19 protein-coding genes are annotated in these 25,877 nt (G+C 54.2%); 3 read left to right on the top strand and 16 right to left on the bottom strand.

Annotation, left to right across the window (positions count from 1 at the left end):
• Positions 1-27: 27 nt before the first annotated feature.
• From SH467x_RS11240 to SH467x_RS11230, 3 genes are all read right to left on the bottom strand, one after another.
• Positions 28-2,484, bottom strand: coding sequence for a phosphoketolase family protein (locus tag SH467x_RS11240; protein ID WP_482367214.1), 2,457 nt, complete (start codon positions 2,482-2,484; stop codon positions 28-30).
• A 681-nt stretch (positions 2,485-3,165) separates the two neighbouring features.
• Complete coding sequence (locus tag SH467x_RS11235) at positions 3,166-4,671, bottom strand: TolC family protein (protein ID WP_482367213.1); 1,506 nt, start codon at positions 4,669-4,671, stop codon at positions 3,166-3,168.
• Positions 4,672-4,833: 162 nt separating this feature from the next.
• Positions 4,834-5,748, bottom strand: a complete 915-nt coding sequence (locus SH467x_RS11230) for an Lnb N-terminal periplasmic domain-containing protein (RefSeq protein WP_482367212.1) — start codon at positions 5,746-5,748, stop codon at positions 4,834-4,836.
• Positions 5,749-5,984: 236 nt separating this feature from the next.
• On the opposite strand from SH467x_RS11230, the gene SH467x_RS11225 reads away from it, so the two are divergent.
• Positions 5,985-6,875 (top strand): fasciclin domain-containing protein, encoded by an 891-nt coding sequence (locus SH467x_RS11225; protein WP_482367211.1) that lies wholly within the window; start codon positions 5,985-5,987, stop codon positions 6,873-6,875.
• Between the two features lie 92 nt (positions 6,876-6,967).
• Here the strand turns inward: SH467x_RS11225 and SH467x_RS11220 are convergent, their stop codons facing one another.
• The 5 genes from SH467x_RS11220 to gnd form a co-directional block, all read right to left on the bottom strand.
• Positions 6,968-8,077 (bottom strand): WD40 repeat domain-containing protein, encoded by a 1,110-nt coding sequence (locus SH467x_RS11220; protein ID WP_482367210.1) that lies wholly within the window; start codon positions 8,075-8,077, stop codon positions 6,968-6,970.
• Positions 8,078-8,116: 39 nt separating this feature from the next.
• Positions 8,117-9,448: a DUF1501 domain-containing protein gene (locus tag SH467x_RS11215; protein ID WP_482367209.1), complete on the bottom strand. Its 1,332-nt coding sequence runs from the start codon at positions 9,446-9,448 to the stop codon at positions 8,117-8,119.
• A gap of 40 nt (positions 9,449-9,488) precedes the next feature.
• Positions 9,489-11,219 (bottom strand): DUF1549 domain-containing protein, encoded by a 1,731-nt coding sequence (locus SH467x_RS11210; protein WP_482367208.1) that lies wholly within the window; start codon positions 11,217-11,219, stop codon positions 9,489-9,491.
• 107 nt (positions 11,220-11,326) lie between these two features.
• Positions 11,327-12,244: a hypothetical protein gene (locus tag SH467x_RS11205; RefSeq protein ID WP_482367207.1), complete on the bottom strand. Its 918-nt coding sequence runs from the start codon at positions 12,242-12,244 to the stop codon at positions 11,327-11,329.
• Positions 12,245-12,283: 39 nt separating this feature from the next.
• On the bottom strand, positions 12,284-13,759 hold the full coding sequence (gene gnd, locus SH467x_RS11200; RefSeq protein WP_482367206.1) for a decarboxylating NADP(+)-dependent phosphogluconate dehydrogenase: 1,476 nt from the start codon (positions 13,757-13,759) through the stop codon (positions 12,284-12,286).
• Between the two features lie 257 nt (positions 13,760-14,016).
• Between gnd and SH467x_RS11195 the strand changes: the two genes are divergently transcribed.
• Complete coding sequence (locus SH467x_RS11195) at positions 14,017-16,428, top strand: hypothetical protein (protein WP_482367205.1); 2,412 nt, start codon at positions 14,017-14,019, stop codon at positions 16,426-16,428.
• Between the two features lie 461 nt (positions 16,429-16,889).
• Here the strand turns inward: SH467x_RS11195 and SH467x_RS11190 are convergent, their stop codons facing one another.
• The 7 genes from SH467x_RS11190 to accB all read right to left on the bottom strand — a co-directional run bounded on the left by SH467x_RS11190 (position 16,890) and on the right by accB (position 23,660).
• Entirely contained in the window at positions 16,890-17,423 is a 534-nt protein-coding gene (locus SH467x_RS11190) for a DUF4276 family protein (RefSeq protein WP_482367204.1), read from the bottom strand.
• Between the two features lie 26 nt (positions 17,424-17,449).
• Positions 17,450-18,661: an AAA family ATPase gene (locus SH467x_RS11185; protein ID WP_482367203.1), complete on the bottom strand. Its 1,212-nt coding sequence runs from the start codon at positions 18,659-18,661 to the stop codon at positions 17,450-17,452.
• Positions 18,662-18,880: 219 nt separating this feature from the next.
• Positions 18,881-19,681, bottom strand: a complete 801-nt coding sequence (locus SH467x_RS11180; RefSeq protein WP_482367202.1) for a hypothetical protein — start codon at positions 19,679-19,681, stop codon at positions 18,881-18,883.
• Positions 19,682-19,758: 77 nt separating this feature from the next.
• A complete protein-coding gene (locus SH467x_RS11175) occupies positions 19,759-20,679 on the bottom strand; it encodes a hypothetical protein (RefSeq protein WP_482367201.1) in 921 nt (306 codons plus the stop codon).
• Positions 20,680-20,831: 152 nt separating this feature from the next.
• A complete protein-coding gene (locus SH467x_RS11170) occupies positions 20,832-21,755 on the bottom strand; it encodes a dihydrodipicolinate synthase family protein (RefSeq protein WP_482367200.1) in 924 nt (307 codons plus the stop codon).
• A 12-nt stretch (positions 21,756-21,767) separates the two neighbouring features.
• Entirely contained in the window at positions 21,768-23,123 is a 1,356-nt protein-coding gene (gene accC / locus SH467x_RS11165) for an acetyl-CoA carboxylase biotin carboxylase subunit (protein ID WP_482367199.1), read from the bottom strand.
• Positions 23,124-23,144: 21 nt separating this feature from the next.
• Positions 23,145-23,660 (bottom strand): acetyl-CoA carboxylase biotin carboxyl carrier protein, encoded by a 516-nt coding sequence (gene accB / locus SH467x_RS11160; protein ID WP_482367198.1) that lies wholly within the window; start codon positions 23,658-23,660, stop codon positions 23,145-23,147.
• Positions 23,661-23,855: 195 nt separating this feature from the next.
• Here accB and SH467x_RS11155 point away from each other — a divergent pair, with 195 nt between their 5' ends.
• Positions 23,856-24,428, top strand: a complete 573-nt coding sequence (locus SH467x_RS11155; protein ID WP_482367197.1) for a hypothetical protein — start codon at positions 23,856-23,858, stop codon at positions 24,426-24,428.
• Here SH467x_RS11155 and SH467x_RS11150 read toward each other — a convergent pair.
• On the bottom strand, positions 24,363-25,673 hold the full coding sequence (locus SH467x_RS11150; protein ID WP_482367196.1) for an MFS transporter: 1,311 nt from the start codon (positions 25,671-25,673) through the stop codon (positions 24,363-24,365). The two genes, SH467x_RS11155 and SH467x_RS11150, sit on opposite strands and share 66 nt — an antisense overlap.
• Positions 25,674-25,877 lie beyond the last annotated feature (204 nt).

Here is a 25,877-nt window from a genome sequence, read left to right as displayed (position 1 = left end):
CAAGGATAACGGCATTCTCCAACTCCTTTAGTACGGCCATTTCCAGTTGGCAGCCTCTGGATGATCGACACCATGTTCATGCGCATAGTTTTTGCACGCGATTTGCATGTTACGGAATTTCTCTTTGGCATGAGCGCCCGCCACTTGGAGCTGCGGAACTCGGTCGATGACATCCATTGCCAAAGTGAAGCGGTCAATCTGGTTTTGAATTGCGAGCTCGAGCGGGGTGTTGATATTTCCCTTCTCTTTGTAGCCCCGAACATGCAGGTTTCTGTGGTTCGTGCGGCGGTATGCCAATCGATGGATCAGCCAGGGATAGCCATGGAAGGCAAACATGATCGGCTTATCTACCGTAAAGAGCGTGTCAAAATCACGATCGGTTAATCCGTGTGGATGCTCCGTCGAGGGTTGCAATCGAAGCAGGTCAACCACGTTGACAAACCGAATCTTTAGACTTGGAAACTCCTGCCGAAGCAGCACGGAAGCGGCGAGCGTTTCTTTGGTAGGGATGTCACCGGCGCACGCCATGACGACGTCGGGTTCTTGCCCATGGTCCGTACTTGCCTGCGGCCATATGCCAATTCCCTTGGTGCAATGAATGATCGCGTCTTCCATGGAAAGATACTGCAAGTGATTCTGTTTGTCAGACACAATCACATTGATGTAGCCCTCACTTCGCAAGCAGTGGTTTGCGACTGACAATAACGAGTTCACATCGGGGGGCAAATAAATGCGAGTGACCGCCGCACTTTTGTTCACGACCACATCGAGGAATCCGGGGTCCTGGTGAGTGAACCCGTTGTGATCTTGGCGCCATACTGTTGACGTAATGAGAAGATTCAACGACGCGATTTTTTCTCGCCAAGAGAGTAGATTGCAGATCGTCAACCACTTTGCATGCTGATTAAACATCGAGTCGATCACATGCGCAAATGCCTCGTAAGTGCTAAAGAATCCGTGGCGTCCTGACAACAAATAGCCTTCTAGCATGCCTTCCAAGGTGTGTTCAGAAAGCATTTCCAGGACACGCCCGTCAGTACTGAGTTCAGTACCATCGGCGTCTTCCGGAAAGTACTCCGATAACCAGAGTTTCTTTGAAACCTGATAAATCGCATCTAATTTATTCGATGTGTTCTCATCGGGGCCGAACACGCGAAAATTGGTCATATTCTTCTTCATCACATCGCGAAGAAAATTACCCAGAGGGCGGCAATTCTCGGCTTCCACCACCCCTGGCTTGTCAACCTGGATGCCATAGTCTCGAAAGTCTGGCAGGCGAAGCGCCTTCTTCAAACGCCCTCCATTGGCGTGAGGGTTCGAGCCAATACGCTTGACTCCAGTTGGCGAGAGAGCCTTTAGATCTGGACGAAACCGACCTTGGGAATCAAATAGCTCATCTGGCTTGTAACTTCGCATCCATTCTTCCAGCAGCTTAAGCCGAGCAGGATCATTCTTGACATTAGCCATTGGCACTTGGTGAGCACGCCAGCTTCCTTCCAGTTTATGCCCTCCCACCTCGGCCGGGCTGGTCCAACCCTTCGGCGTCCGAAGTACGATCATAGGCCAATGGGGGCGAAAAGGTGTTCCGGTACTACGAGCCTTCGTTTGAGCATCGCGTATGTCCGCGATGCACCGGTCGATCGTCGCTGCCATCGCTTGGTGCATCGATTCTGGATCAGAACCTTCAACAAAATAAGGGGTCCAGCCCGTACCACGAAAGAAGGCTTCCAACTCTTCATGGCTAACCCGAGCCCAGATGGTCGGATTGTTGATCTTGTAGCCATTGAGATGCAGAATCGGTAGTACCGCGCCGTCATAGATCGGATTTAAGAACTTGTTGATATGCCAACTCGTGGCCAACGGCCCTGTCTCCGATTCTCCATCACCGACGACTGCAGCTACGATCAAGTCCGGATTGTCGAAAGCGGCGCCGCAAGCGTGGGATAGAACGTAGCCAAGCTCTCCCCCCTCGTGGATGCTGCCAGGCGTTTCAGGAGTGCAATGGCTGCCGATCCCCCCGGGAAACGAGAACTGCTTAAAAAAATGTTTCAGCCCTTCCTCGTCTTCGCTGCAATCTGGGTACACCTCCGAGTAAGAACCTTCGAGATAACACGGGCCAAGCACCCCAGGTGCTCCATGCCCCGGGCCTGCCATGAACACAACATCCAAATCATTCGATTTGATGACTCGGTCGAGATGGATGTATGTAAATGCAAGCCCCGGACTAGTGCCCCAGTGACCTAGCAAACGATCTTTGATGTGCTCGGGCTTGAGTGGCTCCCTTAGCAGCGGATTCGCCTTCAAGTAAGTCATACCCAGAGCGAGGTAATTACAAGCTCGCCAGTATTCGTTCATTTTCTTTACAACATCGTCGCTCAAGGGAGCCCCTGTGACGGTGGAGCGTGCCTTACCGTAAGCACTTATCGATTGTGTCGCCTGGCTTTCAAGAGATTGGATAGTCTGGACGCTTTTCACACTTGTCATTACCGAATTCCTCCACTCATAAAAGCATTAATTGTGACCGCTGACTGTTCCCGAAACCCACAGCGACTCACGCATCGATCTTGCCGGTGCCAACGATGAAGACTGGTGGCTAAACCTGCCAATCTTCGTAAGGCCCGACAACTAGCAACAATCGAAAGCAAAGCTAAGATATTTGCCGGAAGATTTTGCGCACATGCGTCACATCAAGAGTCCATGCACGCTCGTTCCACATGTTTCAAGAACTTGATACTCTGGCCTCCAATCACTGCGAAGCCCAGGCCGAAGATTCTGGCACACCGCATAGCAACTTGCAAGAAGTATGCACGAACTTGCTGAATGAAGAGTCAAGTCGCACTTGCTCGTTCGAGCTTCGGCGCCCCCGTTAAGGTGTGTCAGTTTGCGACGTTCACTCGCCACGATCGGGTCGAATTGTGCCAGAAGAAGGACTTTGTTGATCAAATCATGTAACTTTCGCGGCCGCATGGAATCCGCCTGAGAATTGTATCCCATTCCTCGGCAACTTCCGCACCGTAAACCATTTCTCCTAGCGTGCAAAAATTCCAGACTATTGCCAACCTCAAGGCGATCCTGAACAGTCGAGGACGACTGTTCGACAATGTCGATCTGTTGTCCTCAACAGATCTGGAGTGATTTATCAGTGGCATGTGCTATCAGCATTCGCTACTGTTGACTGAAGGCTTGATCGCGGAGCGAAGCATCGCCGCTGTTGTCCTGAATTGGGTCGAAAGCTCCCGTCAAGCCAAAGTTCTCAAGACTCGTTTGAGCCAGCAACAAATCTCGCTCAGCGTCGATCGCTTGCAACCGAAGTTCAAAATAGGTACGACGAATGATCAAGACTTCGAGGAAGTCCGTTTCACCGGCAACATAGGCTTGGTTTGCCAAATCAAGCGACTGCTGAATATCGGGAAGGAGTTGTTCGCGATAACGAATCAATGCCGCCTTAGCAGATTCGTAGTTCCCCGACAACCGACCCACCCGTGCGCGCAGCGCTCGGTCGATCCTTTCCACTTCTAATTGCGCGATGTTGTAATCGGCTTGCGCCGCCGCAATGTTGCCTTGATTGCGATTATGCGTATTGAGCGGTGCGGAGAGTTGGGTGTTGATCATCCCCGACTCTGTTCCGTTATCGACCCCAGCGCCTATCTGGAACGTCAAGTTTGGAGTCGCTTGCACGTTCTGCCTTCGGAGATTGGCCGAGGCTCTCTCGAGGTTTGCCGTAGCCACTTGAAATTCCGGATTGGTTTCACGAAGTTGTGCGAGCATCGAATCCCAATCGATCGAATCAATCGGTGCAGCGAGTTGTCCAGAAACTTCAGAGGGATTGATCTGTGGAATGCCAACCAAGGCAGCTAGTTCTGCAGCGTAACCATTTGCCCATGCCCGTGCTTGCTCCTGTTGCATTCGAATTTGATTCCATTGGGTACTCGCCTGCAGGACATCGATTTGCGAGCCCTCTTTGGCCTGCTTGCGCAATTCGGTCAATTCGAGGGCTTTTCGCGATGCCTCCGTGAATTCGCTCAAAGCAGCCTCTTTGGTCCGGGCTGCCAAGAGTTGAAAATAGGCGGTTCGAACATCGGCGAGAATCCTGCTTCGCTGCGACTCCACCTCGCTGAGCTGGCCGCGGACGCGAGCGTTGACGACACGCCGGCTCCACTGCAGCTTGTCACCCGTCACAATCTCGCGTTCCAGGAACAAGGTGTGCTGATCGGTTCCTTGGTCTGCCAGCTGCTGAGCAGAGTATCCGAGATTCGGATTGGGTCGCAAACTGACCTGCTGTCGATAGCCTGCTGCCTTGCAAGCGCTCCATTCCAACTGCCGGAGTGTAGGACTGTTCTGGATGGCGAGATCTTCCAATTCCTCGAGGCGAAGGGTCGTGGTCGAGGGGGTGTCGAGGGTAACCTCTTTGGCAATTGCCAACGCCTCAAAGGACGCAGGTTGCACAGCGGATGGATCCCGCACCGCAGCAGCGGGTGTCGCCTCGGCCACTCGCGCTTGCGGAGCTGGCTCGCTTTGTATGTCCACCGATTTGGACCATGGAGCAAAGCTCGGGAATTTCATCGAAGGCCCAGGTTTCCCTGCCGTTGCGCAGCCAATCGTCGGTATCAACAACCCGATCAACAGACTGCGACGAAACCATTCGGAATTGGAAATTGGCTTTGCTAGCATACGACGCACTCCTAAACGAACACTTGTGGCCGTGGAGGTATCGGTGTTTTTAGTGGGAAGATCGCAAACCCAACCCGCATTCCGGCGGGGCATTACTCGCGTCGAACCAAAGAAAACGCACAGTCGTTTAACTCGCCAGGAAATGCTAGCGTCTCAGAAACGCTAGCGTATTGCACGAATTTTGGCGGAAAGATCGGGGCTGTTCGCGTTTTGCATTGCCACCCACGTCACGTTGGCTGCGGCTTTGGTCGCATCGAAGCCGCCCAAGGTCTCGATCAGACCAAGTTCGTAGGCGAGTCGGTCGGAGTGACCAGGCAGGATGACGCGCCAATCGAATGGTATTTTGCCGGGACGCAATTTGTTCACATGTTGCACCAAATTGGTGGTGCAGTTGTTGCGGAGTGTGTCATAGAACTCAGGCTCTCGTTGCAGTTTATTAGCCCGCGCGAGCATGTCGACCAACAAGTCTTGGACTTGGTCCGGAGTTGCTCTCCCTCGATACAGATAAACTTCAACATTGCGAACGTTCGTCCGGAGAGGAATGACATCCCTTTCGTCGGCGATGACGTACATCAATTCGAAACGATTCGATGCACCGCGCAGAGGAGAGTAGGATTCCCCTTCATCGAGTCGGGCTTCGACGGAGATGGCGAAATGTTGACCGTTGGCCAGCCCGAAGCTAAGCATCGTATGGGCGAGAAGGGTCGTTTCGCGAAAGGGAACGACAATGAAATCGATGGTTCGAACATCCTGCAGTTGAAACCGAAGATCGTAATGTCTAACGTCATAATCGTGCTCGGTCCGATAGCGGCAATCGCGGACTTGCCGGATCGTGATCTCGCTTCCCTCGAACTCGGCAAAGGGGAGAATCGCTAGATCGGGACGCCAGATACGGTCCATCGATTTGGGGATTTGGCGATTCGGACGGAGTTTCCCGAGCACCCCCTGGGTGTCCGAATTTCTTGGCTCGATCCAACGTCCAGTGCAGCCGCCGAAGCCTGAGAGCAGGGCGAAACTAATAGCCACGGAAACGATGCGAGCAAACAAGCATGCGATGGGAACAGCTTCTCGTTTCATAGGGCCTCCAACCGCTGAATCGCTTCTTGCAACCGGCAAGTGATAGCACTTGCCGGATTGCGAGGTCAAGATGAATCGCCTACCTGGCATCACCCTCCGGCGGATTCCGAATAGCAAATAATTGAATCCAACCGGTTGACACCGCCGTACAATCCCCCGATGGCTCGCGACCGTTAGTTTCAGTTACCAATCGGTAATCGATCATTTCCCCAGATCAAACGTAGTGGATTGCAAGAATGAAGACAAAAATTTTCGGTTTGGCGTTAGCTTCTTTTGTAGGTTTCAACTCTTTTGCGTTGGCTCAAAAGAATATTGTGGAGACCGCTGTCGAAGCAGGCAGCTTCAAGACTTTGGCAGCCGCTCTGACCGCAGCGGATTTGGTTGACGCAGTAAAGGGCCCTGGCCCCTTCACCGTTTTCGCACCCACCGATGAAGCCTTCGCAAAGCTCCCAAAGGGAACCGTTGAAACGCTGCTCAAGCCAGAGAACAAGAGCAAGCTGCAAGACATCCTGAAGTACCACGTTGTCAGCGGCAAGGTCATGGCTGCCGACGTGGTCAAGGTCAAGGGAGCAGTTGCTCTCAACGGCCAACGCATCGATGTAAAAGTGGACGGCGGCAAGGTTAGCGTCGATAATGCGAACGTTGTGAAGACGGATATCGGATGCACCAACGGCGTAATCCATGTGATCGATTCCGTGATCCTCCCAGCTTCCGATCCGATCCCTGCAGTTGCTGACAAAGCCGGCAAGTTCAAGACGTTGCTCGCAGCAGTCAAAGCCGCTGGGTTGGCCGAAGCATTGAGTGGCGAAGGCCCATTCACCGTCTTTGCCCCTACCGACGAAGCATTCGCGAAGATCCCTTCCGCAACCCTCAATGACTTGCTCAAGCCTGAGAACAAGGAAAAGTTGGCTTCGATCCTGAAGTACCACGTTGTGTCAGGTCGCGTCTATTCCGAAGCAGCTGTTGCTGCGAAGTCGGCAAACACCCTCCAAGGTGCAGCCGTTGCTATCAAAGTGACCGATAAGGGAGCGTTTGTAAATGATGCCAAGATCATCGCAACCGACGTCGATGCGTCGAACGGCGTGATCCACATCATCGATTCCGTGATTATGCCCCCAGCCAAGTAAGGTTGGATGAATTGGAGTTCGACTCTATGGTCTGTTCCAATTTCGAGAAAGGGTAGGTCTTTGACCTACCCTTTTTTTATGCGACAGGGTGGTTATGCGACGGGGTGCTTCACCGCATACGATTCAAGATAGCCGAAGTCAGGAAACTTTCCATCTTTCGGCTGCGGTTGGCCTTGCATGCCAGCCAAGTATAAAGTCGATCCATCCCGGCTAAATCTTGCTTGGGTAATCCGCATCCCTGTTTTGGCTTGTCCGATCAAGTCACCGGTTTGGGCATCGAAAATCCCGAGATTCCAATTGCCCCCTCGCAGTCGCCCAGCCATAACAAACAGATGCCCCTGTGGGTGCCACGCTAGGGTTTCCATCAAACCTTCACCGGATTGCTCGTCTTTCGATTCCTTTACTTTCTCGACGGGATTCGTGCGCCACGCAAATTTTTGCCATCGCTGTTTCCCGTTCCCAGCCATCGGATCCACCATCTCTCCCATGCCGGCTGCATAAAGTGCTTCACTATCGGGCGAAAAAGCGACTGCGTAGATTCCGCCGATATAGCAGTGGCTTTTAATCACACCCCAGCTGGAAAAAGAGGGCGTGCGCCAGCGGGCCAATTCTTTGCCCGTAGCCAGTTCCCAAACCGCCAAATCCCCCATCAGATTTCCCGCCGCTACATATCGAGAGCTGGTATCGATTGCAACACATTGCACCGAAGGCAACATGTTCATCGCGTGAACCAATTCACCGGTGGAAGCATCGAACACCTTCACCGTTGGCTCTTCTGACGGCAATGGTTCGTATTTTTCCGAACCCGCCAGATATTGACCAGATACCGAGACGACCCACTTCTCATCCGGAGACAGCGTCATATCCCACGACCAAAACGGGTGGATCTTTTTTTCCAAACTGGTGGGGAGTTCCCTAACGGATGGATCGAGATCAAGGGCTCGAACGTGCAGGGTGCCATCGTATGCTGCGGTGATCAAGGACATCGCACTTTTTTGAATCGCAATACTGGAAACATAGCTGGAGTGGGAACCGATTCGAACGGGCGTCGGTTTAGGCTCGTCCTTTTCCATCGGAATTTCGCAGCGGTAGATTCCATCCATGCAGGCGGCGAACACGTTGCTGGAATCATCGTCAATCGCGATATCGAGAATCCCCATCGGAAAATGGATGCGACGAGTGCGGGTGAGTTCGATAGTCATAGGAAAATTGCTGGGAACGAAACGAATGAAGATGGATGACTAAGCCAACAGCTCTGCGATCGGAGCGGCTTCCTTTTCGACGCGATTGAACGTCGGAAAGTCAGGAAGGTTATACGTCTCATAGGGATCCAGCCCGAGGGCGGTGTAAATTGTCGCGAACAGCCGACGTTGATCGACGGGACTGTCCGACACAGCCATTCCATTCTCATCGGTCGATCCGTAGACTACTCCCTTCTTGATGCCACAGCCCGCCATTGCCAAACTCCACGCATTGGGGAAATGGTCACGTCCCCTCGCTTCATTCAGCCAAGGAGTTCGTCCAAACTCGCCCATAATGAGGACCAAGGTATCGTCGAGCATCCCTCGCTCCTCCAAATCATGGATCAGATGGAACACGATGCGATCCAATTCTGGCACCAGCATCTGGTGGGTTTCGTGATTGAGAACGTGGCAGTCCCAAGGCATTCCATTGGCTACCATCACGAATGTCGAACCATTCTCGATCAAATGCCTTGCTAGAAGCGTGTGCATGCCGAACGTCCCTGGACCATACTTGTCGCGATCCGCTCGAGGCAACGCATCGAGATCGAACAAAGGGGCAGCCTTCATCAATCCCTTCACTCGCTCGTAAACTGCGTTGTAGGAACCTATCGCCGCCGATCGATGATCATTTTCGAACTTCTTGCTAAGGAACGCTCGCACCGCTTCACGATCGGCATGATCAGCATCCGATAGGCCTGGTGGCAACTCGGTGTCTTCGATTTTGTATGGACCGCCAAACCGGACCGGCCCGTATTCGGCCCCGAGCCATCCAGCCCAATTCGCCGCTTTGAAGGATTTGAATTCATTTCCTTCTGGGCATGGATCAAGCAGAACAAACTGCGGAACTGGACTGTCCAATTGCCCCAGCTGCTGAGCCAGCACGGAGCCGAGAATGGGACGCGTAAATGGGGGACGAGGGGGCTCGCCACGCGTGAGCAAATCGATCCCTTGAAAGTGCTCGCTCGCTTCGGTCGACATCGAACGCACGACCGCAAGCTTATCAAGAATCGTTGCACACTTGGGCATCAACTCGCTGATTCGAACTCCAGGCGTACACGTTGGGATTGCCCCAAACGGACCGCTGCTCGGTCGTCCCGGCTTGGGATCCCAAGTCTCAAATTGGCTTGGCGCACCGCAAAGCCAGAGCAAGATACACTTCTTTCCACGCTTCTTAGCACTATCGGCGAAGGCTGGGACGCTGAAGAGGCTTTGAAAACTGGCAACGGACGCAGCGCCCGCTAAACTCCCTTGCAGGAAGAGCCGCCGGTGCAATCGGTGATCGATGCTGCCGCACGGGGCGGTAACCGAATTCGTCAAATCTCTTTTCATGTTCGCTCGTTCCCTTGGACGGGGATAAACCCATGCTCATCTAGTGATTGAATCGAAACTCGGCGCTGGTGAGGAGCGCCCAAACCAGATCGCCAATCGCACGCGCGCGACGTTCTCGACGCGTCTCCAAGAAACTTCGCAATCGCTCTAATTCTTCTGTGTCAGGTTCCCTTCCTACCGTCCGCAAAAACAACTCCATCACCAGGGAATCCTCCGACATGCTTTCTTCGCTCACCAATCGGTCCATCCAAAGAGAATGCTCCGGTGAAAGAAGCTCATTGAGCCACGATCCGTTGGTGAGCATCAAACTTTGAGACACATTCGACATCGATTCCTCGGCAAGCACATCGGGGAAGCGCTTTGCGAAGTCGGTTCGGTGCTGCCTGTTGTTCCACTTTTTCTTCTCTTTGGGCTCCAGAACAGTCAAAAGAGACCGCTGTAGCATTTCCGCCGTGAGCGGTTTGGGAATCGAGTAGGTAAACCACTTAGGATCGACCGAGCCGCTGACCGCGGATGACAGCTGATACGTGCGTGTCATCGCCAAACCTTTTATCAAGCGGCGAACATTGTATCCCGATGCTGCAAAGTCTTGCGCAAGCCACTCGAGCAACTCCGGGTGGCTCGCAGGATGGTAACTGTCGATGGCGTCGACGGGATGAACAAGTCCCCGTCCCATCATCCACCCCCACATTCGATTCACCATGGATTTGGCTAATAGCGGATGATCGTGAAGCACTTTGTCGATGAACGCTTGCCGACGCGAAAACTTCGGAACGCGATATTCATCCTTTTCGATCGACACATAGAGGTCGGGGCTATCCTCTACTTTCGCATCTTTTTCGGGCCTCGGCTCATCTACCCGTCGATCGCCCAAGAAGACCAATTCGTTTGGATACGATTCCCCTTCCACATTGCTGAACTCGGAGAATCCACCAATCGCAGATTCCGACAACATAGGCTTCTCGTGGGAGCCGACATTCTTGGTTCGATTAAAAAAGGCCACCAATCCCCAATAGTGCTTTTGAAGAATCTCGGACGATAGGGGGTGATCATGGCACTGGGCGCAATCGATTCGAACACCGAAGAAATCCTTCGAGACAGCTTCCGCAATCGCCTCTGGTTTTTCCTTGCGAGCATACAGATACCAATGAGCTCCTCGATCCTCCTCACTGCGAGCGAGCAGAATTTCTTCGGCGACTCGGTCCCATCGCTTGTTCTCGCCGATGGATTGTTCCAAGTAGGCGAACCATCCCGCCTCGGTCCGCTTGCTCAATTCTTCGCGGCCGGTGCGACCGATCAAAATCGCGTCGTACACCTCCGCAAAATGGACGGAATGCTCGGGGCTCGCCAAAAGGCGATCGATCAAGCTCTCTCGTTTGGTCGCACTGCTATCCTTCAAGAACGCGTCTCGCTCCGCCAGGTTCGGGACTCGCCCGATCAGATCCAATGTGACACGCCTGACAAACTCCTCGTCATCACAGACGCCATTGCCCGCTACCTTGGCATCTCGCCAACCCTCTTCGATGAATCGGTCGATCGCGTTGTAATCCAGGAACGGAGCGGTCGCGACGGGAGGCTCCGTCAAGCGATTCTCCGGTGCAGCGTCCTGTCCGATCGCCGGATTCAGCAACAATGCAACCATCATTGCAACGGCGACGACAAACCAACGGAACTCGATCGAAAACCATCGCGGCGAGTGGCGGGATCGATCTGGGCTCGCGGATAAAGACGCGGAGTGGCGATCGAAATGGGTGATTCGAATTCGAACCATGGAAACACCTGCGGGAGCCACGACGATTGTGCATCGTCGCTGCCATCTTGGAGAGGCTATAGGGTGGGACGGGCGAGGAACTGCTATTGTACTGGAGGCAAAACGACTTAGCTGCGGAAAAGGACTAAATCGCTCACGCGGTCGACCAGTTCCTTCACCGTGTCGTGGATCCACAGATGGGCGGCATGGGGATTGGTGGTTTGGACCCGGATTCCTGCAAGCGTATCGCGTGGCACATTATGAACCGGTCGCTGGGATGCAAGGTACGCATCGATCGAGATCGCCTGGATCCCTTGCTCAAACCACCGGAGCCAATCGGTCATTTGGATGGACGAAGACGTGAGCCATAGCGGGCAAACTCGTTTGGAGTCGTTGCGAGCCTTGAGCCCCTTCGCCAAGCAGCGGCTGACATCGTCGAATGTCAAGCACGCATCGGGAAGCAAGTCATAGTAAGGAGCATGGATAATCTCAATCCAATCCATACCGCTATCGATCATGAATCGCACGTCTTCATAGATCGTTCCTTCCGATGCGATAATGGCAGCCCCGATTGGTACGCCGGGCTGGCAGCAACCACGGATGGCATCCACTTTGTGTGCGAGATCTTCGATCGCATGGATTTCGATCGGCATCGCTGGCCTCCATCGGGAGTAGCGATTTGCTCCCCCTTTATGAAACGGGATACCGTAGAACTGCAACTGGATCGCCGCAGCGCGCTCGATCGATGCGACGTCGATCGGGGTATCGATTTCGATCGCAGCAATCCGTGCGACATCGGTCGAGGCGTTCGCCGAAGAGGAATCCACCCAAGGAATCCGGTGCTCTTCGCTCGCCTGCATCAACACGTCGACCAAAGCCGGGCTAAGCTGGCCGTCGTGGATCACGCGCGTGTAGATCGGGAGCGGAAATGAAAACCCCGGCTTGCTATGTGCAGCGATCTGGCATGCATGGAGGCCGCTGCTTGATGCCGGTGCCCCCTCCCTCAATGGATCCAAGCGAACCGAAAGAGGCTTGGATTCAGACATGATAGGGAGGGACTCTCTTGCGTTAAACGGAGTGGACGCCTACTCAGGCTTCTTTCGAAGATCGAGCCATTCACTATGGAAAGTACCCGTCTTGTCGACTCGTTGGTACGTGTGGGCCCCGAAGTAATCGCGTTGTGCCTGGAGCAGATTCGCTGGGAGCCGTGGGAGACGGTAGCTATCGTAATAGGCCAAGGCCGTGGTGAATGCAGGAGCGGGCAACCCGAGATGGGTGGCGGCCATGATGACCGCTCGCCAAGACTCTTGCGCCTTCTCGATGGCTTGTTGGAAATAAGGATACAGGAGAAGATTCTCTAGGTCGGGCTGCGCATCGAAGGCCTCTTTGATGCGATCCAGGAACTGGGCTCGGATGATGCATCCTCCGCGCCACAGGAGTGCGCAGTCACCATAATTGAGATCCCACTTGTGTTCCTTGCTAGCCTCTTGCAATTGCACGAAGCCTTGCGCGTAGGAGCAAATCTTCGAAGCGTAGAGGGCTTGCTTGACCGCTTCCACGAACGCCTTTTTATCCGACACCAACTTCTTGACTGGCCCATCGAAAGAAGCGTTGTGGGATGCAGCAGGACCGGGCAGAACCTTGCTAGCGCGAACGCGTGCCTCTTTGATGGCCGATAGGGAGCGGGCATAGACAGCGGTGGTAACGAGCGTGCTGGGGACACCAAGATCCAGAGCGAGTTGGCTCATCCATTTGCCCGTCCCCTTGGCACCCGCGACGTCGAGGATCGTATCGACTAAATAACCGCTGCCCCCTTGATCGTCCTTTGCACTGAAAATGTCGCGAGTGATTTCGATCAAGTAGCTTTGCAATTCCCCGCGATTCCAATCGGCGAAGACATCGTAGAGTTCGTCGTTGGTGAGGCCGGCAGCTTCTTTGAGAAGAAAGTAGGCTTCGCAGATCAACTGCATGTCGCCGTATTCGATCCCGTTGTGAACCATTTTCACATAGTGACCAGCACCGCGAGGCCCGACCCATTCGCAGCAGGGGATGTCGTTGTTGGGTCCAACCTTGGCGGCGATCGATTGGAAAATCGGTTTGATCGTTTCCCAAGCGGCCTTGCTTCCGCCAGGCATCAAGCTCGGTCCCTTGAGAGCACCCTCTTCTCCTCCGGAAACCCCGGCTCCGACGAAGAGGAGGCCTTTGCTCTCGACATAAGCCGTTCGTCGCTCCGTGTCCGCGAAGTGGGTGTTCCCCCCGTCGATGATGATATCCCCCGGTTCCAAATGCGGGAGCAATTGTTCGATCAGATCGTCGACGGCGGGTCCTGCCTTGACGAGCATCATGACGAATCGCGGACGCTTGAGATTTTTCACCATCTCCACGATGGAGTGGCAGCCGACGAAATTCTTTCCGGCCGCTCGCCCCTTGATGAGCTCATCCACCTTGTCGGTCGTGCGGTTGAAAACGGCGACTCGGTAGCCACGGCTTTCTACGTTGAGGGCAAGGTTTTCACCCATGACAGCCAGGCCGATCAGGCCGAAATCGCAAAGTTCGCTCATTGGAGTGCAGGTTGGAGAAAGAAGAGGAATCGGAAAGAAAGCTGGCAATTCCAGTTGATTTAGAGGCCGGATTTTAGTCCTTAAGCCCAATCTCAGCAACATCGATGCAGAGTGATCTTCCCTTTGCGAGAGCCTATTTGCTATGACGCACGGGTGAAGAGTCATCGCCGACGAGCTAAGGAACCAGCGGATCGTAGCGATGATACGGCAAAACCATTAGCTTCTGCGGCCAAAAATGTTGGGATGGATCCAATCGTATGGACGGTTCGAAACTCAAAGCGTACTCCCTCGCAGGAAGCGGGATCGCGGCAACCGTTACCATGATTTTGCTTGCGATGGCGTTGGCTCAGCGCGACGCTAGAACGCAGGATTCGGTGCCGATAGACGGTTCTCCCTCGTATGCAAACCAAACCGTCGAGGGGATATCCCACGACTTGAGCGGAACCCCTGATTCCTGGCCCCCCCCTCCGCCGGTCGTCCGCGGAAACGATTCAATGCCCGGATCGGAGTTGGAGGGAAGCAGCGCTCGGTCCGCCGACCCATCGAACCCATTCCGCTCTCCAGCCTCGCTCGTCGCATACAGCCAACAACAGAAGGAATCGCAAGCAGCGTCCTTGGCCGAACCACCTGGGTTTGGACCCGGTCCGAGTCTCCCCACGCTTGGAAGCAACTCCCCATCGCTCCCCGGCTCCCCCCTCCCCGGCTCCCCGCTGCCCGGCTCCCCCCTCCCCGGCTCCCCGCTGCCCAGCCGCTTACCCAGCAACCCATTGCAAACTGCCGAAACCGCTGCACCTCAGGCGTTCCCCTCCACCAACGCGCTGCCGACCGACGCGGCCCCAGTTGCACCGTCCGATCTTTCTCCCTCTCCATTCTCGACGCCAAGATCGCTGCCGACATCCAGCTCACCACTCCCCAGCTCACCACTCCCTAACTCAGCACCCCCGTCGCCGATGCCTCCGATCGACGCAGCCACCCCAATGCCTACTTCGTTAACGAACGCCTTGCCTCCTGACTTCTCCAGCTCGGGTGCATCGAATAGTTTGGAAGACGCATCGACGCCCACCCCATTGGGGACTGACGAAGGCCCAGCGACAGCAAGACTGCAGCCTCCGACAATGCCCAACCAGTCCCTTCCAAGCCAACCGCAGCCCAATGCACTAACTTCGACAGGAACCATGCCTTCGACAACAACTCGAAGCTCCTTGTCGGATCGAACCGATAGCCCAGCCATCTCGGCCATTCCAGCCGGAGCCAATAGTGTGCTAGCCAGCCCCGCACCGGGGGTACGGCATCTCGACGGCGCACAAAATCCGAGCATGGAGATTCAAAAGCGAGCACCGGCGGAAGTCCAAGTAGGGTTACCTGCAACGTTCACGCTTCTGGTTCGCAATGTCGGCAGCGCGACAGCGTTCGACGTGGCAGTGCATGATGCGGTACCGCGCGGAGCCAAACTGGTCCGAACCAATCCGACCGCACAAGTCGACGGGAACGGCAAGTTACTGTGGAAGCTAGGTGAGATCGCCGCAGGAGCCGAACAAGTCCTCACGGTCGAGCTTGTTCCAGAGGCCGAGGGAGAACTCGGATCGGTTGCGAGCGTTACCTTTGCCGCGCAAGCTTCGGTTCGAACGATGAGCACCCTCCCCAAACTGGCTATCAAACAGACCGCCGCAGAATCGGTGCTGGGTGGGGAAACCGTTCGCATTCAAATCGAGGTGACCAACACCGGGACAGGAACCGCACGCGGTGTCGAACTTGAAGAAGATGTTCCCTCCAACATGCGACATGCCTCGGGGGTCTCCACCCTCGGCATGACGCTGGGCGATCTGGCTCCTGGAGAATCAGAACGGGTTGAGATCGAATTGACCGCCGTATCATCCGGTCAAGCGATCAATAAGGTTCGAGCCATTTCGACCAATCAGGCGGTCTCCGAATCGTCGGCAACCATCGATGTGGTTTTGCCCAAGCTCGCCGTGCAACTTGAAGGTCCTCGCCTCCGATACCTCGAACGCCAAGCAAGCTATCGCGCGACGATTTCGAACACCGGAACCGCTATGGCCAACAATGTCGGTTTGACCGTCTACCTCCCCCGAGGCATGGAGTTCATCAGCGCTGCGAACGAAGGGACCTATGTGCCCGATCAACACGCCGTGGAATGGTCTCTGGCCGAATTAGCTGCCGGCGCTATGGCATCCACCGAAGTGGCCCTCCTTCCGGTCCAAGAAGGAGACTTCGTCCTGCGCATGCAAGGGACCGCGGACGCTGTGACTTCGGATCCCATCGACAAAAAGGTGCAAGTCGAGGGGCAGAGCGAGTTGGCATTCTCAATCGAAGACGACAACGACCCGATTGAGACCGATGGCTACACGACCTATCTCATCCGAGTTTCCAACACGGGAACTCGAATGGACGGCGACGTGCAACTGGTCCTGGAGTTACCCGAAGGATCGCGATCCGAACAAGTGCATGCACCCGTGAATCATCAAGCATCACAGAAGGCGATCGTGTTTGCTCCGATTCCGGTGATGCAGCCAAAGGATCAGCAAGTCTACCGAGTCTCGATCCGTCATACGCGAGAAGGGACGCATATTGTAAGGGCCCAGCTTAAGAGCAAGAATCGACCGGTGCCGGTGGTGAAGGAAGAGAGCACTCAGGTTTATATGGATAATTAGCGCCGTAGAGCATCCGTTGGTTGTGAACCATTGACTTTCTGACGCTCGCCATTTCGCAGGAGCAAGACGCGACTCAGTCGCTGAAATTATCCGCCGGCATCGCACTGGCGACCGGTTACTAGCGTCCCATCGCAACGAGTGCTTTGGTGTCGGAGGCGACAACCGGATTTGCGCCCGGATCTTTGCAGATGGATCTACACAACGCGGGTACTCGTACTCAATGCAATGGTGCTCGTACTCGAATGGGTAGGGAATCGAGTACGAGCAGGAGTACGAGCAGGAGTACGAGGACGAAAAAACAGGGGAATTGGAATGGGAGGCTGAGAGATGGGGGCAAAGGTTAGGTTTGCGTTCTTGCTGTTCACTGGGGGCGCGATGGACCTAGGTCAACGAGTTGCTCTCGTAATCTTTTGAGCACCCGACATCGCACTTGTCGAACCGCCGCAGGCTGTATCCCGAACTTAGTCCATTGGGTCATTTAGTAAACGCTTCGCGGTTCGCCAAAAAACTTGAAACGAACGCGACACACACTTCTCCGGGTCGAAAATAGATGCTATCGCGTAAGCTCGCCCCACTTTTCCAGCAACACTGACTAATCTTTCGAGTTCTTCGCTTGCATTACCCAATACATCTGGATTCCGAAATTTAGCAAGATTTCTATACCTGCTGGCGTGCGACGTTGGATAGGCGGCTTCGACCGCTTCTAGTTCACCTAAGAACCAGCTTTCTAATTCATTGCAAACTAATCGCACAGTAAACGGGCGCATTCCTCGGGACGCAATCTCGCAAAGCCTGGCCTTCAATAACTTGCAGTCACCGCCATCTTGATCGCGCAGGATTATGAAGTGCGGATCTCCATAGTTCCAACTAATCATTTTGCGAGCGATATTTCTTTCCAGGTCGCTTTTACCACTAAACGACAAAACAATCCAATCCGCCCCTTGAATTTGGTCGGGCCAAAACCTTAACATGAATCGCTCAAGAGTCACTTTCATTGACTCTTCCTCAGTGAGAAACACGATCACTTCTTTTCGATCCTCTCCGTCAGTCCACAAAACAGCCCCTGCTCCCACAGATAGCCAGCTTTATCACCCGCTCGGATTTGGGCCGAGATAAGCGGGTCATCCGAGATCGAGACGATTCGCGAGACACCGTTCTCTTTGTCGATATGATAAAGACTCTCTAGAGGTACTGCATTTAGAAATTGAGGCGAATGCGTCGACACGAATACTTGTCCACCTCTCTGTGCGTACTGAAGAAACTCCTCGGCCAATAGTGTCATTAGCTGCGGATAGAGTTGATTCTCGGGTTCCTCGATACACAAAACGGGGTGCGGCTTGGGGTCATGAAGCAACAGTAAGTACGCAAACATCTTGACCGTGCCATCAGAAACATTCTTATCGATGAACGGTTCAGAGAATGCGCCGTCCTGATAACGAACCAATAACCTGCCATCTTCTGTAACCTTGACTTCAATGTCTGATATGCCGGGAACGCGGTCTCGCATCTTTTGCTTAACGAGATTAAATTCATTCAGATGGTGCTCAAACATATAGCGAGCAAAGGCTGGAAGGTTTGAACCATTTGCAGACAGATGGACAGCATCCTCATCATCCTTTACACCGCGCGCATCACTGATATGAAAATCCGAGATGTGCCAGTCTTCAAGCAGCCTTCTAAAAGCCTGGGCCGCTCTGAACCGTTCAAACTGCCCAAGTCCCTTAATCGCTAGTGTGTCGGCAGAATTTAACTTCTGGCTTTCTCGATCCAGCTCTTCGTCTGGTTTGGAAAAATCCTCTTCGTTCGTGATTGCATAACCCTCACCATTTCTAAAATCCAGAAAATGAAAAGGCTTCCCTGCACTACCCCGTTTGTAACGGAGTATTTCACGTCGAACGATTGGCATCCCTCTTTCGTCTACTGCAATTTCAAGCGAATAGGTAACCAGCCGATTGTAGCCTGCGATTTCCATGCGAAACTGAATCTCGATATCGATCGATTCGCTTTCATGGCCACGGGTAACTACTTCTTTGAAGCCATGCCTCCCGCCCTCTGCATTCAACGCACTTCGTACATTATGTTCGAGACAATGTTTCAAAAATGCAAACACGCGGAATAGCGTCGTCTTCCCGCTGCCGTTCTTGCCAACGAACACACAAAAAGCGGGCAAATTTCTTAGCTCGACGGACTGCAAAGCTTTAAAATTGTGAACTCGAATTGTTTCAATTCTCATAATAGCACTATACCTACCCTGCGGAGGTCGTTATCGATCTTGATCATGTCTGAGCTCATCGTAATCACTCGGAGGAGCACCTCTCCATTTCCGGGAGTTGTCGTTCAATGCGGACAAAGCCGTCTGATTTAGCGTACCAAGTCTGCACACTTCCGATAGCGACCGAAAACGATTCAGTGCCACTTTCGGTGAATGAAACAAAACGCTGCAAACTCAATTTTAACCCTCGCTCGGCGTCTGCGAATGGCAGGTCTCTTCTTTATTCAATTCCCAGAGCCAGAAGACTCCTTCAAAGAACACGGGGATGAATGCCAGCACGGCGCCGTTCTTTAAGAATGACTTGAAGTACTCTTTGTTGTCCCATACTTGCTTCAAAAAGAACTTCTGATCGTCCGATTCAAAGATTGTCCCGAGAGACACCACAACCAGCAGGACGAACACAGCGCCTGGCATGAAATCCGCATAGTCCTGAGCGTACGGGTATCGGAGGTAGGCCATCACGCGTGCGGAAAATGGAATCGCGAGCGCAAGGGTCGGAAGAAAGAGCATCTTCTCTTGATCCCCCAGTGGGAGGTCCACTCCCGCGCTCCAGGAGACGAAGAACAATGCTTCGCTAAACAGGATCAAATAGATCCAACTGACGATGTAAAGGAATGCAAACGATATGAGAAGAAAGCTAAGCCGCTCTGGGCAGGTCGACGCGGGTTTGGGCTGGTCTTCAAAATAGAAGAGACCGTGTAGGAAGCCTTTGAATTGCTTCCTCGCCAACCGCGTGACGACTAGTTCTTCCAAGATCCGGAACGAGTAGATGTTCGCAATGATCTGGGAGTAGAGTTTCGTGACCGAAAAGACCAGTACGATCCCGCAGCCAACGCTGATGGTGACCAAAACGCCGACTACGAAATCGTCCGAGATCGTATCGAGGATCTCAAAAAAAGCTCGAACAAGTCCTTGTTCCTTGATGAGCACGTTGTAGCAGTAAGTCCAGCCGAGGATGAGAACGAGCAAGCTGGTTCTCATGCGGCGAATTCGAGCTTTGGGATCCGAAAGTGGAGGACTGGATTCGGAAGTAGACATCATTACCTCGGGGTGCGGGCTTACAAAAGAGAAGACATCTCTTCCGACAGAAGAAAGAGAAAGCATCCGAGAACCACTAGAAAGAGAGCGAACCAAGTCGGTTTGCTTTCGCACCAAATGGTGTGCCCCAGTAGCGGATTCACTGGAAAACTGTACACGAAGGCATAGGTGAGGAACATCGATCCGATGAACTCCAGCCTATAGTCGGTGCCGCTAACGAATTTGAGCGCAAGGAATAGGACCAACAAGATCGAAATCCCGAGAACCGCTGAGCGATGTTGATTTCGAGCAGTTCCTTGAAGATGAAAGTCCGTGGTCATCGGAAGAAACGATCCGGACAAAGTGAAATAGGCTTGCAGGATCAAACCATCGATGCCGGTCACCGATCGACAAGTCGCTCCAAAGAGAGATTCCCCAAGTTTCAGGGTCAAGGATAGGACCAACAATGGAAGTGCAGACCAGAGAGCTAATTCCCAAACCGGCAACGAATGCGTGAGGTCCTGTTTCGATCCGGTCACTTGCACGCCCCCCCAGAAGGACAAAACGGTGGCCACCAACCCGACGAGGACTGCGAGGAATGTCGTCGCGAAAAGAGGAGGCCGCTCGCGATCCGAAACCAAGCCCTTGAGCTCGCTGGCCACGGTACCCCGTACTACTAACTTCGTGACGCGAGAAATGGCGGTTCGGGATAGTGCTCGGGTCATCGTTCCGAACGTTAGTCTGGCGACATTGCTCGCACCTGCTCGAAACAACCGCCTAGCGATCGCCCGGAGGACGACCCCCACTCCCACCGTGGCCTCCGCAGTACCTGCCGCCAAGGAGGAGGCTTCCTCGCTCACATAGTAGGAAATGAGCAACATAGGGAGAAACAAACAAGCAAAGACCGAAGCGAAGGCGATCCAAGATAGGGTCTTATCCAGACGTTGCGTTATCTCAGGCATGAATGCTCCTCCGCCTAGGGACTGCTGATGTTCCTGCACCCGACATCCGAAATCCAGTCACTCAGGGACTGTGATTCCAGTAAACCCACCGACAGTGACAATTAAAAATGCAGAACGACGACGGTGGGAAGAGGAGCCACACCCTTGCATCTCTACGCGTTCTTCGTCTCGCGAGCGCGAAGCTCGCGGGCGGCGGCTTCCACAAGGGATTGCTGTTCTGGGGTCAATTCCCCTAGCAAGGGCTGCATGGGACCGGTTGCTGCGATACCAGCACCGGCAACAGCGTGGTGCAAGACGCGAATCGGTTGGATCCCGTTTCGCAAATCTTCCAAAGGTTTGAAGATCTCGCGAATCGATTCCGCCTTCGCATAGTCCTTCGCTTGAATGGCCCGCAGCATATCCATGGAAAGTTTGGGAGCTACGCAGACGCAGCCGCTGGTGAATCCTGCAACGCCGAAGTCGCGCATGTGAATGATAGCTGGCTGTTCCCCAATACCGCTGATGACGATGTTCGATGGAACGACATCGAGCACCTCCCTTAAGTAAGGATCGTGTTCAGGTTTATCCAGCACCACAGCATACTTGATCCAGCTGATCAAACCATCTCGGTGCAATTTACCGACCGTTTCAGGGCTGAGCCATCGATCGTGTTTCAGATAGAGGACCACGGGCTTGCCATATGCTTCGGCGAAGCGTCGCACGCCGGTCGCGATTCCCCCTTCATCCGCAATCTCTTTTTGAGGGAGGATCATCACCGTCGGGAAATTGAATTCACGAAGTGGTGCGACTTGATCCATCATCACGCCATAGGTCGGTCCAACCGAGGGGATCATGAGGGAGGATGCCGATGCGGATTCGGCCAAGACAGCCAGGGCGTCCGCATACTCCGAAGGACGGATGTGGTAGAAGACAGCGTTGCCACCGTACAAAAAGATGTGGACGCCCCCAGCCTCGATAGCTTGGATGATCTTCGCGTTATTCGTTTTGCAGATCACCCCTTTCTCGTTGCGAGCCATGGGAGGAACAGCAATCACGCTGCTGGAAAGCTTCTCAGGGGTAGCCGGCATCGTCCACATGGTAATATTTCTCTAAGCTTTGATTCGTGGTAGTAGTTCGCGTTCCACCCATTTCGTGTCCACGCGGCCTTCGACGAACTCGGGTTGTCGCAACACGATTTGATGGAAGCTAGCCGTCGTCTTGATGCCGGTGATGCGAAGTTCGTACAAGCTTCGGAGCATGCACTCGATCGCTTGATCGCGCGTGGGTCGATGCACAATGATCTTGGCGATCATCGAATCGTAGTAGGGTGGAACGGTGTATCCAGGATGGGCGTGTGAATCAACACGGACTCCCAATCCGCCTGGGATGTACATCTTTTCGATGCGACCTGGGCAGGGCTGAAAATTACGGTCGGGGTCCTCGGCATTGATGCGGCATTCGATGGCTGCACCGATGGGCTGGATATCCTTCTGGGAGAAAGGGAGCTTCTCGCCAGCAGCAACCAGTATCTGGGATTTGATCAAGTCAACACCTGAAATCATTTCGCTGACCGGATGTTCCACTTGGATCCGAGCGTTGACTTCGATGAAGTAGAAGTTGTCATTCTGATCGACAATGAACTCCACAGTTGCCGCGTTGTGGTAGTTGGCTTGCTTGACCATTCGTACCGCAGCTTCGCACATCGCTTTGCGCGTCGCCTCGGGGAGACGAGGGGATGGGCTTTCTTCGATCAACTTTTGGTGACGACGTTGTACGGAACAATCCCGTTCGTGCAAATGAACGATATTTCCGTGCTGGTCGGCAATGACTTGGACTTCCACGTGCCGAGGCCGGTCGATGTACTTTTCCAAGTAGACACCGGCGTTTCCGAAGGCAGCTTTGGCCTCCGTTTGGGCTTGGGAGAGGGACGTCTGCAACGAGGCTTCGTCGGTCGCCACGCGCATCCCTTTGCCACCGCCGCCGGCAGTCGCTTTGATCAAGACGGGAAAGCCGATCTTCCGAGCCGCTTGGAGGGCCTCCGCTTCGGAATCCAGGAGTCCATCGCTACCGGGAACCACCGGAACCCCTGCAGCGACGGCCATTTCGCGAGCCGTGTTCTTATCGCCAAGCTTCTCCATGGCATCGGGAGACGGGCCGATGAACTCGAAGTTCGAGCTGCGGCAAGCTTCGTTGAATTGCGCGTTTTCGGCGAGGAACCCGTAACCGGGATGGATCGCATCGGCACCGCTGGCTTCCGCAGCCGCGATGACGCGTTCGAAGCGAAGGTAGCTATCCGCCGACTTGGGAGGACCGACGCAGAATGTTTGGTCGGCCAACTCCAGATACTGCGAACCGCGATCTGCCTCGCTATAAATCGCTACGGTTTCGATCCCCATTTCTTTGCAGGCTCGAATGACACGAAGGGCGATCTCGCCGCGGTTGGCGATTAGGACACGATTGAACATAGTTCCGTCAGATTGTTAAAGTTAGCCTCGTGTATCGACTTTGAACAACGGCTTGCCGTAATCGACCGCCTCTTCGTTCTTCACGAGGACTTGAACGATCTTTCCTCGTATCTCGGCGGGAATCTCGTTGAACACCTTCATTGCTTCGATGATGCAAACGACGGTATCGGTTTGGACCGAGGAACCGACTTCGACGAAGTTCTTCGCATTGGGATTGGGACGCGAATAGAATGTTCCAACCATGGGGGATTTGATAATCTCGATGTGAGGACCATCCGCATCCGAAGCAGGGGCTGCTGGAGCCGCCGAGGCAGAGGCAGGGGCTGCGACCGGGGCAGGAGCGGGTGCCGCCATCATAGGCATAGAAGCCATCCCGCTGGCAAGAATGGGGTGCCCATGTCCTGCACCGCAAAGCCGGATGCGCTGGTTTTCCTGACGCAAATCGATCTCGCCAAGATCGTGTTCTTTCATCAACTCGATCAACTTGCGGATGCGATCGATGTCAAACACATCGTCAGGTTTGCTCGATTCCGTCATCGGACAGGGCCTTTCGGATCCAAAATGGGAAGGTTTCTCACCCGGGGGTGCAGTAAGCAGAATAGAGACCAGCCGTTCGCAGCTCCTCGGACTTCGATTAGAATCCCCTGGGCTGCGTTTGGCCGTCATAGTTCCTTAAAAGACCACGTTTTATACCGTCCACGTTCCGCCCACGGAAGCCCTAGGCACAAGGCCATGCGAATCGGTTCCTGGCTCCTCGCTGTCGCACCCGCCGCCGAGACTCCTTGGCAATTCGCCTCTCTTCTGGCTATCCGAGCCTCGTTGGCTCTCTTCGTTGCCGTGCTCGCGTCCGAGGCCATTGGAAGGAAACGTTCGGCACAACCGGTTGCTGCGATTTGGCTACTCGGTGCGGAGCTTGCAGTTTGGCACAGCATGGGTGCTTTGCTCACCTTCCACAACGGATCGCAAGAACAGGCATTTCAGTCGACGGCAGCCCAAACCCAAGACCTTCTGGGGATCGCGTTTGGAGCCGGTCTCTATGTCAACTACGCATTCCTCGCCGTTTGGACCTTCGACGCCGTTCTCGCCGCATTCGCGTCCGAACGGCACAGGCGACTACCGCCTCTTTACCACGGTCTTTCGCTCGGCTTCCTGTGCTTCATCGCGTTCAACGCCACCGTGGTATTCAAATCGGGATGGCTCCGATGGTTCGGCATTGGAGCCACGATCGTTCTGCTCGTATTAGTCCTCGGGAAGAGGCTGTCCCTTCGTTTCGGGCAAGAACGGAAGGACGAACAGGGCAACTAGATAGATACCGCTCATGCAACAGGCCGCGAACCGAAACGCGTCGAGCTTCGCAGCGGCTTGTGCTGCAGCATCCGCACCCTCTGGCAGTCTGGCCACCGCAGCGGCCCCCAGCCAGGATTGCAATACGGCCAAGGTAAACGGACCGGTCGCGGCGATGAACCGCCCGACGTTGTAACAAAAACTGGTCCCGGTGCTGCGCAATCGCGTCGGAAAAAGCTCTGGCAAATAGATCGCGTACCCGGCCATCAATGCCAGCTGCGCGAAGCCCATGACGCCGTTCATCCAAATGTCCGCGCGGGTTTTGAACGACTGAAAGAAGAAGATTGTCGCACCCATCGCCACAAAGGTCCCGATATAGAACGCAGGTTTGCGGCCGATGGCTTGCGCTAATCGCGCGAAAGTGAGCATCCCAAAAAACGCACCGATGTTTTGAATGATCAACGCGTAAGCCGTCCACTTGGTCTTTTCGGCCTGCAATTCAGCCCCGCTCAATCCCGCTTCGCGCAGCGATTTGTCCAATGCGCTGCCAACCAACTCAGGACTGAAGAACCCTACCCCCCAGACGCCGACAACCCCCGCGACACAAAGGATCATCCCAAGCAACGCGGGCTTGGCCCAACGGGGTTCGCCAAAGAGGCTCGCATACGAACCCATCGCCTTGCCACCCACTTCTCGGCTGGCTTGCTTGGCACGCACCCACTTCTCCGGCTCCCGCAATCGCACCATGATGAAGATGCAAAGGAAGGCCGGCGTCGCGCCGATTAGGAACAAATACTTCCAGGATACGTTCGGATCCATCTGAGCCAATGCGACACTGCAAAGCCCAGCCGTAACGTTCCCCACCGCCGATAGGGCTTGCAACCACCCCAACGCTTTCGACCGGACATGCTCCGGTAAACTATCTGAGATCAAGGCCACGGCGAGCCCGAAAACGCCCCCTACACCTAAACCTGTCAGCAATCGATACGCGAAGAACTCCCAGATGTTGTTGGATAGTGCGCTAAGCCCCGTGCTGATGGAATACATCAAGACCGTGATGGCCAACGTCTTCGCTCTGCCGATACGATCCCCCACCGCGCCAAAGATCAATCCACCGATCGCCCAACCCGCGATGAAGATTGACGTCGCATACCCACCATAGGCCTTGGCATCCAAATCAGGAGCCAGCGCGACGACGGCGTTGTTCCTCGCGAGAATAAACAGCTGCTGATCCAAACAATCGAACATCCAGGCACAGGACGCCATGATGAAAACAAACCAATGGTAGCCATTGAGCTGTTTCCACCATGCTCTATCCGAGGTCGAAGCAGGACCTGATGAAGACTCAGGAGTTGGCACTGGATTCCTCCGGTGGGATATGGTGAAGGAAGAAAATGGGGAAGGATCAACGGCGAACGTTATAGCATATTTCGAGATCACTGGGACGTAAGCTGCCTCAGCTCATGAACG

The sequence above is a fragment of the Brakhagea slesvicensis genome (genome assembly GCF_052161625.1).
GTDB lineage: Bacteria > Planctomycetota > Planctomycetia > Pirellulales > Pirellulaceae > JBKCUI01.
Note: the sequence above shows the minus strand (reverse complement) of the source record. Positions and strands in the feature narration are given on the sequence as shown.

Coding starts and splice junctions, on each gene's coding strand:
- SH467x_RS11240 (WP_482367214.1), bottom strand. CDS start 2,484: ATGACAAGTGTGAAAAGCGTCCAGACTATCCAATCTCTTGAAAGCCAG.
- SH467x_RS11235 (WP_482367213.1), bottom strand. CDS start 4,671: ATGCTAGCAAAGCCAATTTCCAATTCCGAATGGTTTCGTCGCAGTCTG.
- SH467x_RS11230 (WP_482367212.1), bottom strand. CDS start 5,748: ATGAAACGAGAAGCTGTTCCCATCGCATGCTTGTTTGCTCGCATCGTT.
- SH467x_RS11225 (WP_482367211.1), top strand. CDS start 5,985: ATGAAGACAAAAATTTTCGGTTTGGCGTTAGCTTCTTTTGTAGGTTTC.
- SH467x_RS11220 (WP_482367210.1), bottom strand. CDS start 8,077: ATGACTATCGAACTCACCCGCACTCGTCGCATCCATTTTCCGATGGGG.
- SH467x_RS11215 (WP_482367209.1), bottom strand. CDS start 9,448: ATGAAAAGAGATTTGACGAATTCGGTTACCGCCCCGTGCGGCAGCATC.
- SH467x_RS11210 (WP_482367208.1), bottom strand. CDS start 11,219: ATGGTTCGAATTCGAATCACCCATTTCGATCGCCACTCCGCGTCTTTA.
- SH467x_RS11205 (WP_482367207.1), bottom strand. CDS start 12,244: ATGTCTGAATCCAAGCCTCTTTCGGTTCGCTTGGATCCATTGAGGGAG.
- gnd (WP_482367206.1), bottom strand. CDS start 13,759: ATGAGCGAACTTTGCGATTTCGGCCTGATCGGCCTGGCTGTCATGGGT.
- SH467x_RS11195 (WP_482367205.1), top strand. CDS start 14,017: ATGGACGGTTCGAAACTCAAAGCGTACTCCCTCGCAGGAAGCGGGATC.
- SH467x_RS11190 (WP_482367204.1), bottom strand. CDS start 17,423: ATGAAAGTGACTCTTGAGCGATTCATGTTAAGGTTTTGGCCCGACCAA.
- SH467x_RS11185 (WP_482367203.1), bottom strand. CDS start 18,661: ATGAGAATTGAAACAATTCGAGTTCACAATTTTAAAGCTTTGCAGTCC.
- SH467x_RS11180 (WP_482367202.1), bottom strand. CDS start 19,681: ATGAGAACCAGCTTGCTCGTTCTCATCCTCGGCTGGACTTACTGCTAC.
- SH467x_RS11175 (WP_482367201.1), bottom strand. CDS start 20,679: ATGCCTGAGATAACGCAACGTCTGGATAAGACCCTATCTTGGATCGCC.
- SH467x_RS11170 (WP_482367200.1), bottom strand. CDS start 21,755: ATGTGGACGATGCCGGCTACCCCTGAGAAGCTTTCCAGCAGCGTGATT.
- accC (WP_482367199.1), bottom strand. CDS start 23,123: ATGTTCAATCGTGTCCTAATCGCCAACCGCGGCGAGATCGCCCTTCGT.
- accB (WP_482367198.1), bottom strand. CDS start 23,660: ATGACGGAATCGAGCAAACCTGACGATGTGTTTGACATCGATCGCATC.
- SH467x_RS11155 (WP_482367197.1), top strand. CDS start 23,856: ATGCGAATCGGTTCCTGGCTCCTCGCTGTCGCACCCGCCGCCGAGACT.
- SH467x_RS11150 (WP_482367196.1), bottom strand. CDS start 25,673: ATGGCGTCCTGTGCCTGGATGTTCGATTGTTTGGATCAGCAGCTGTTT.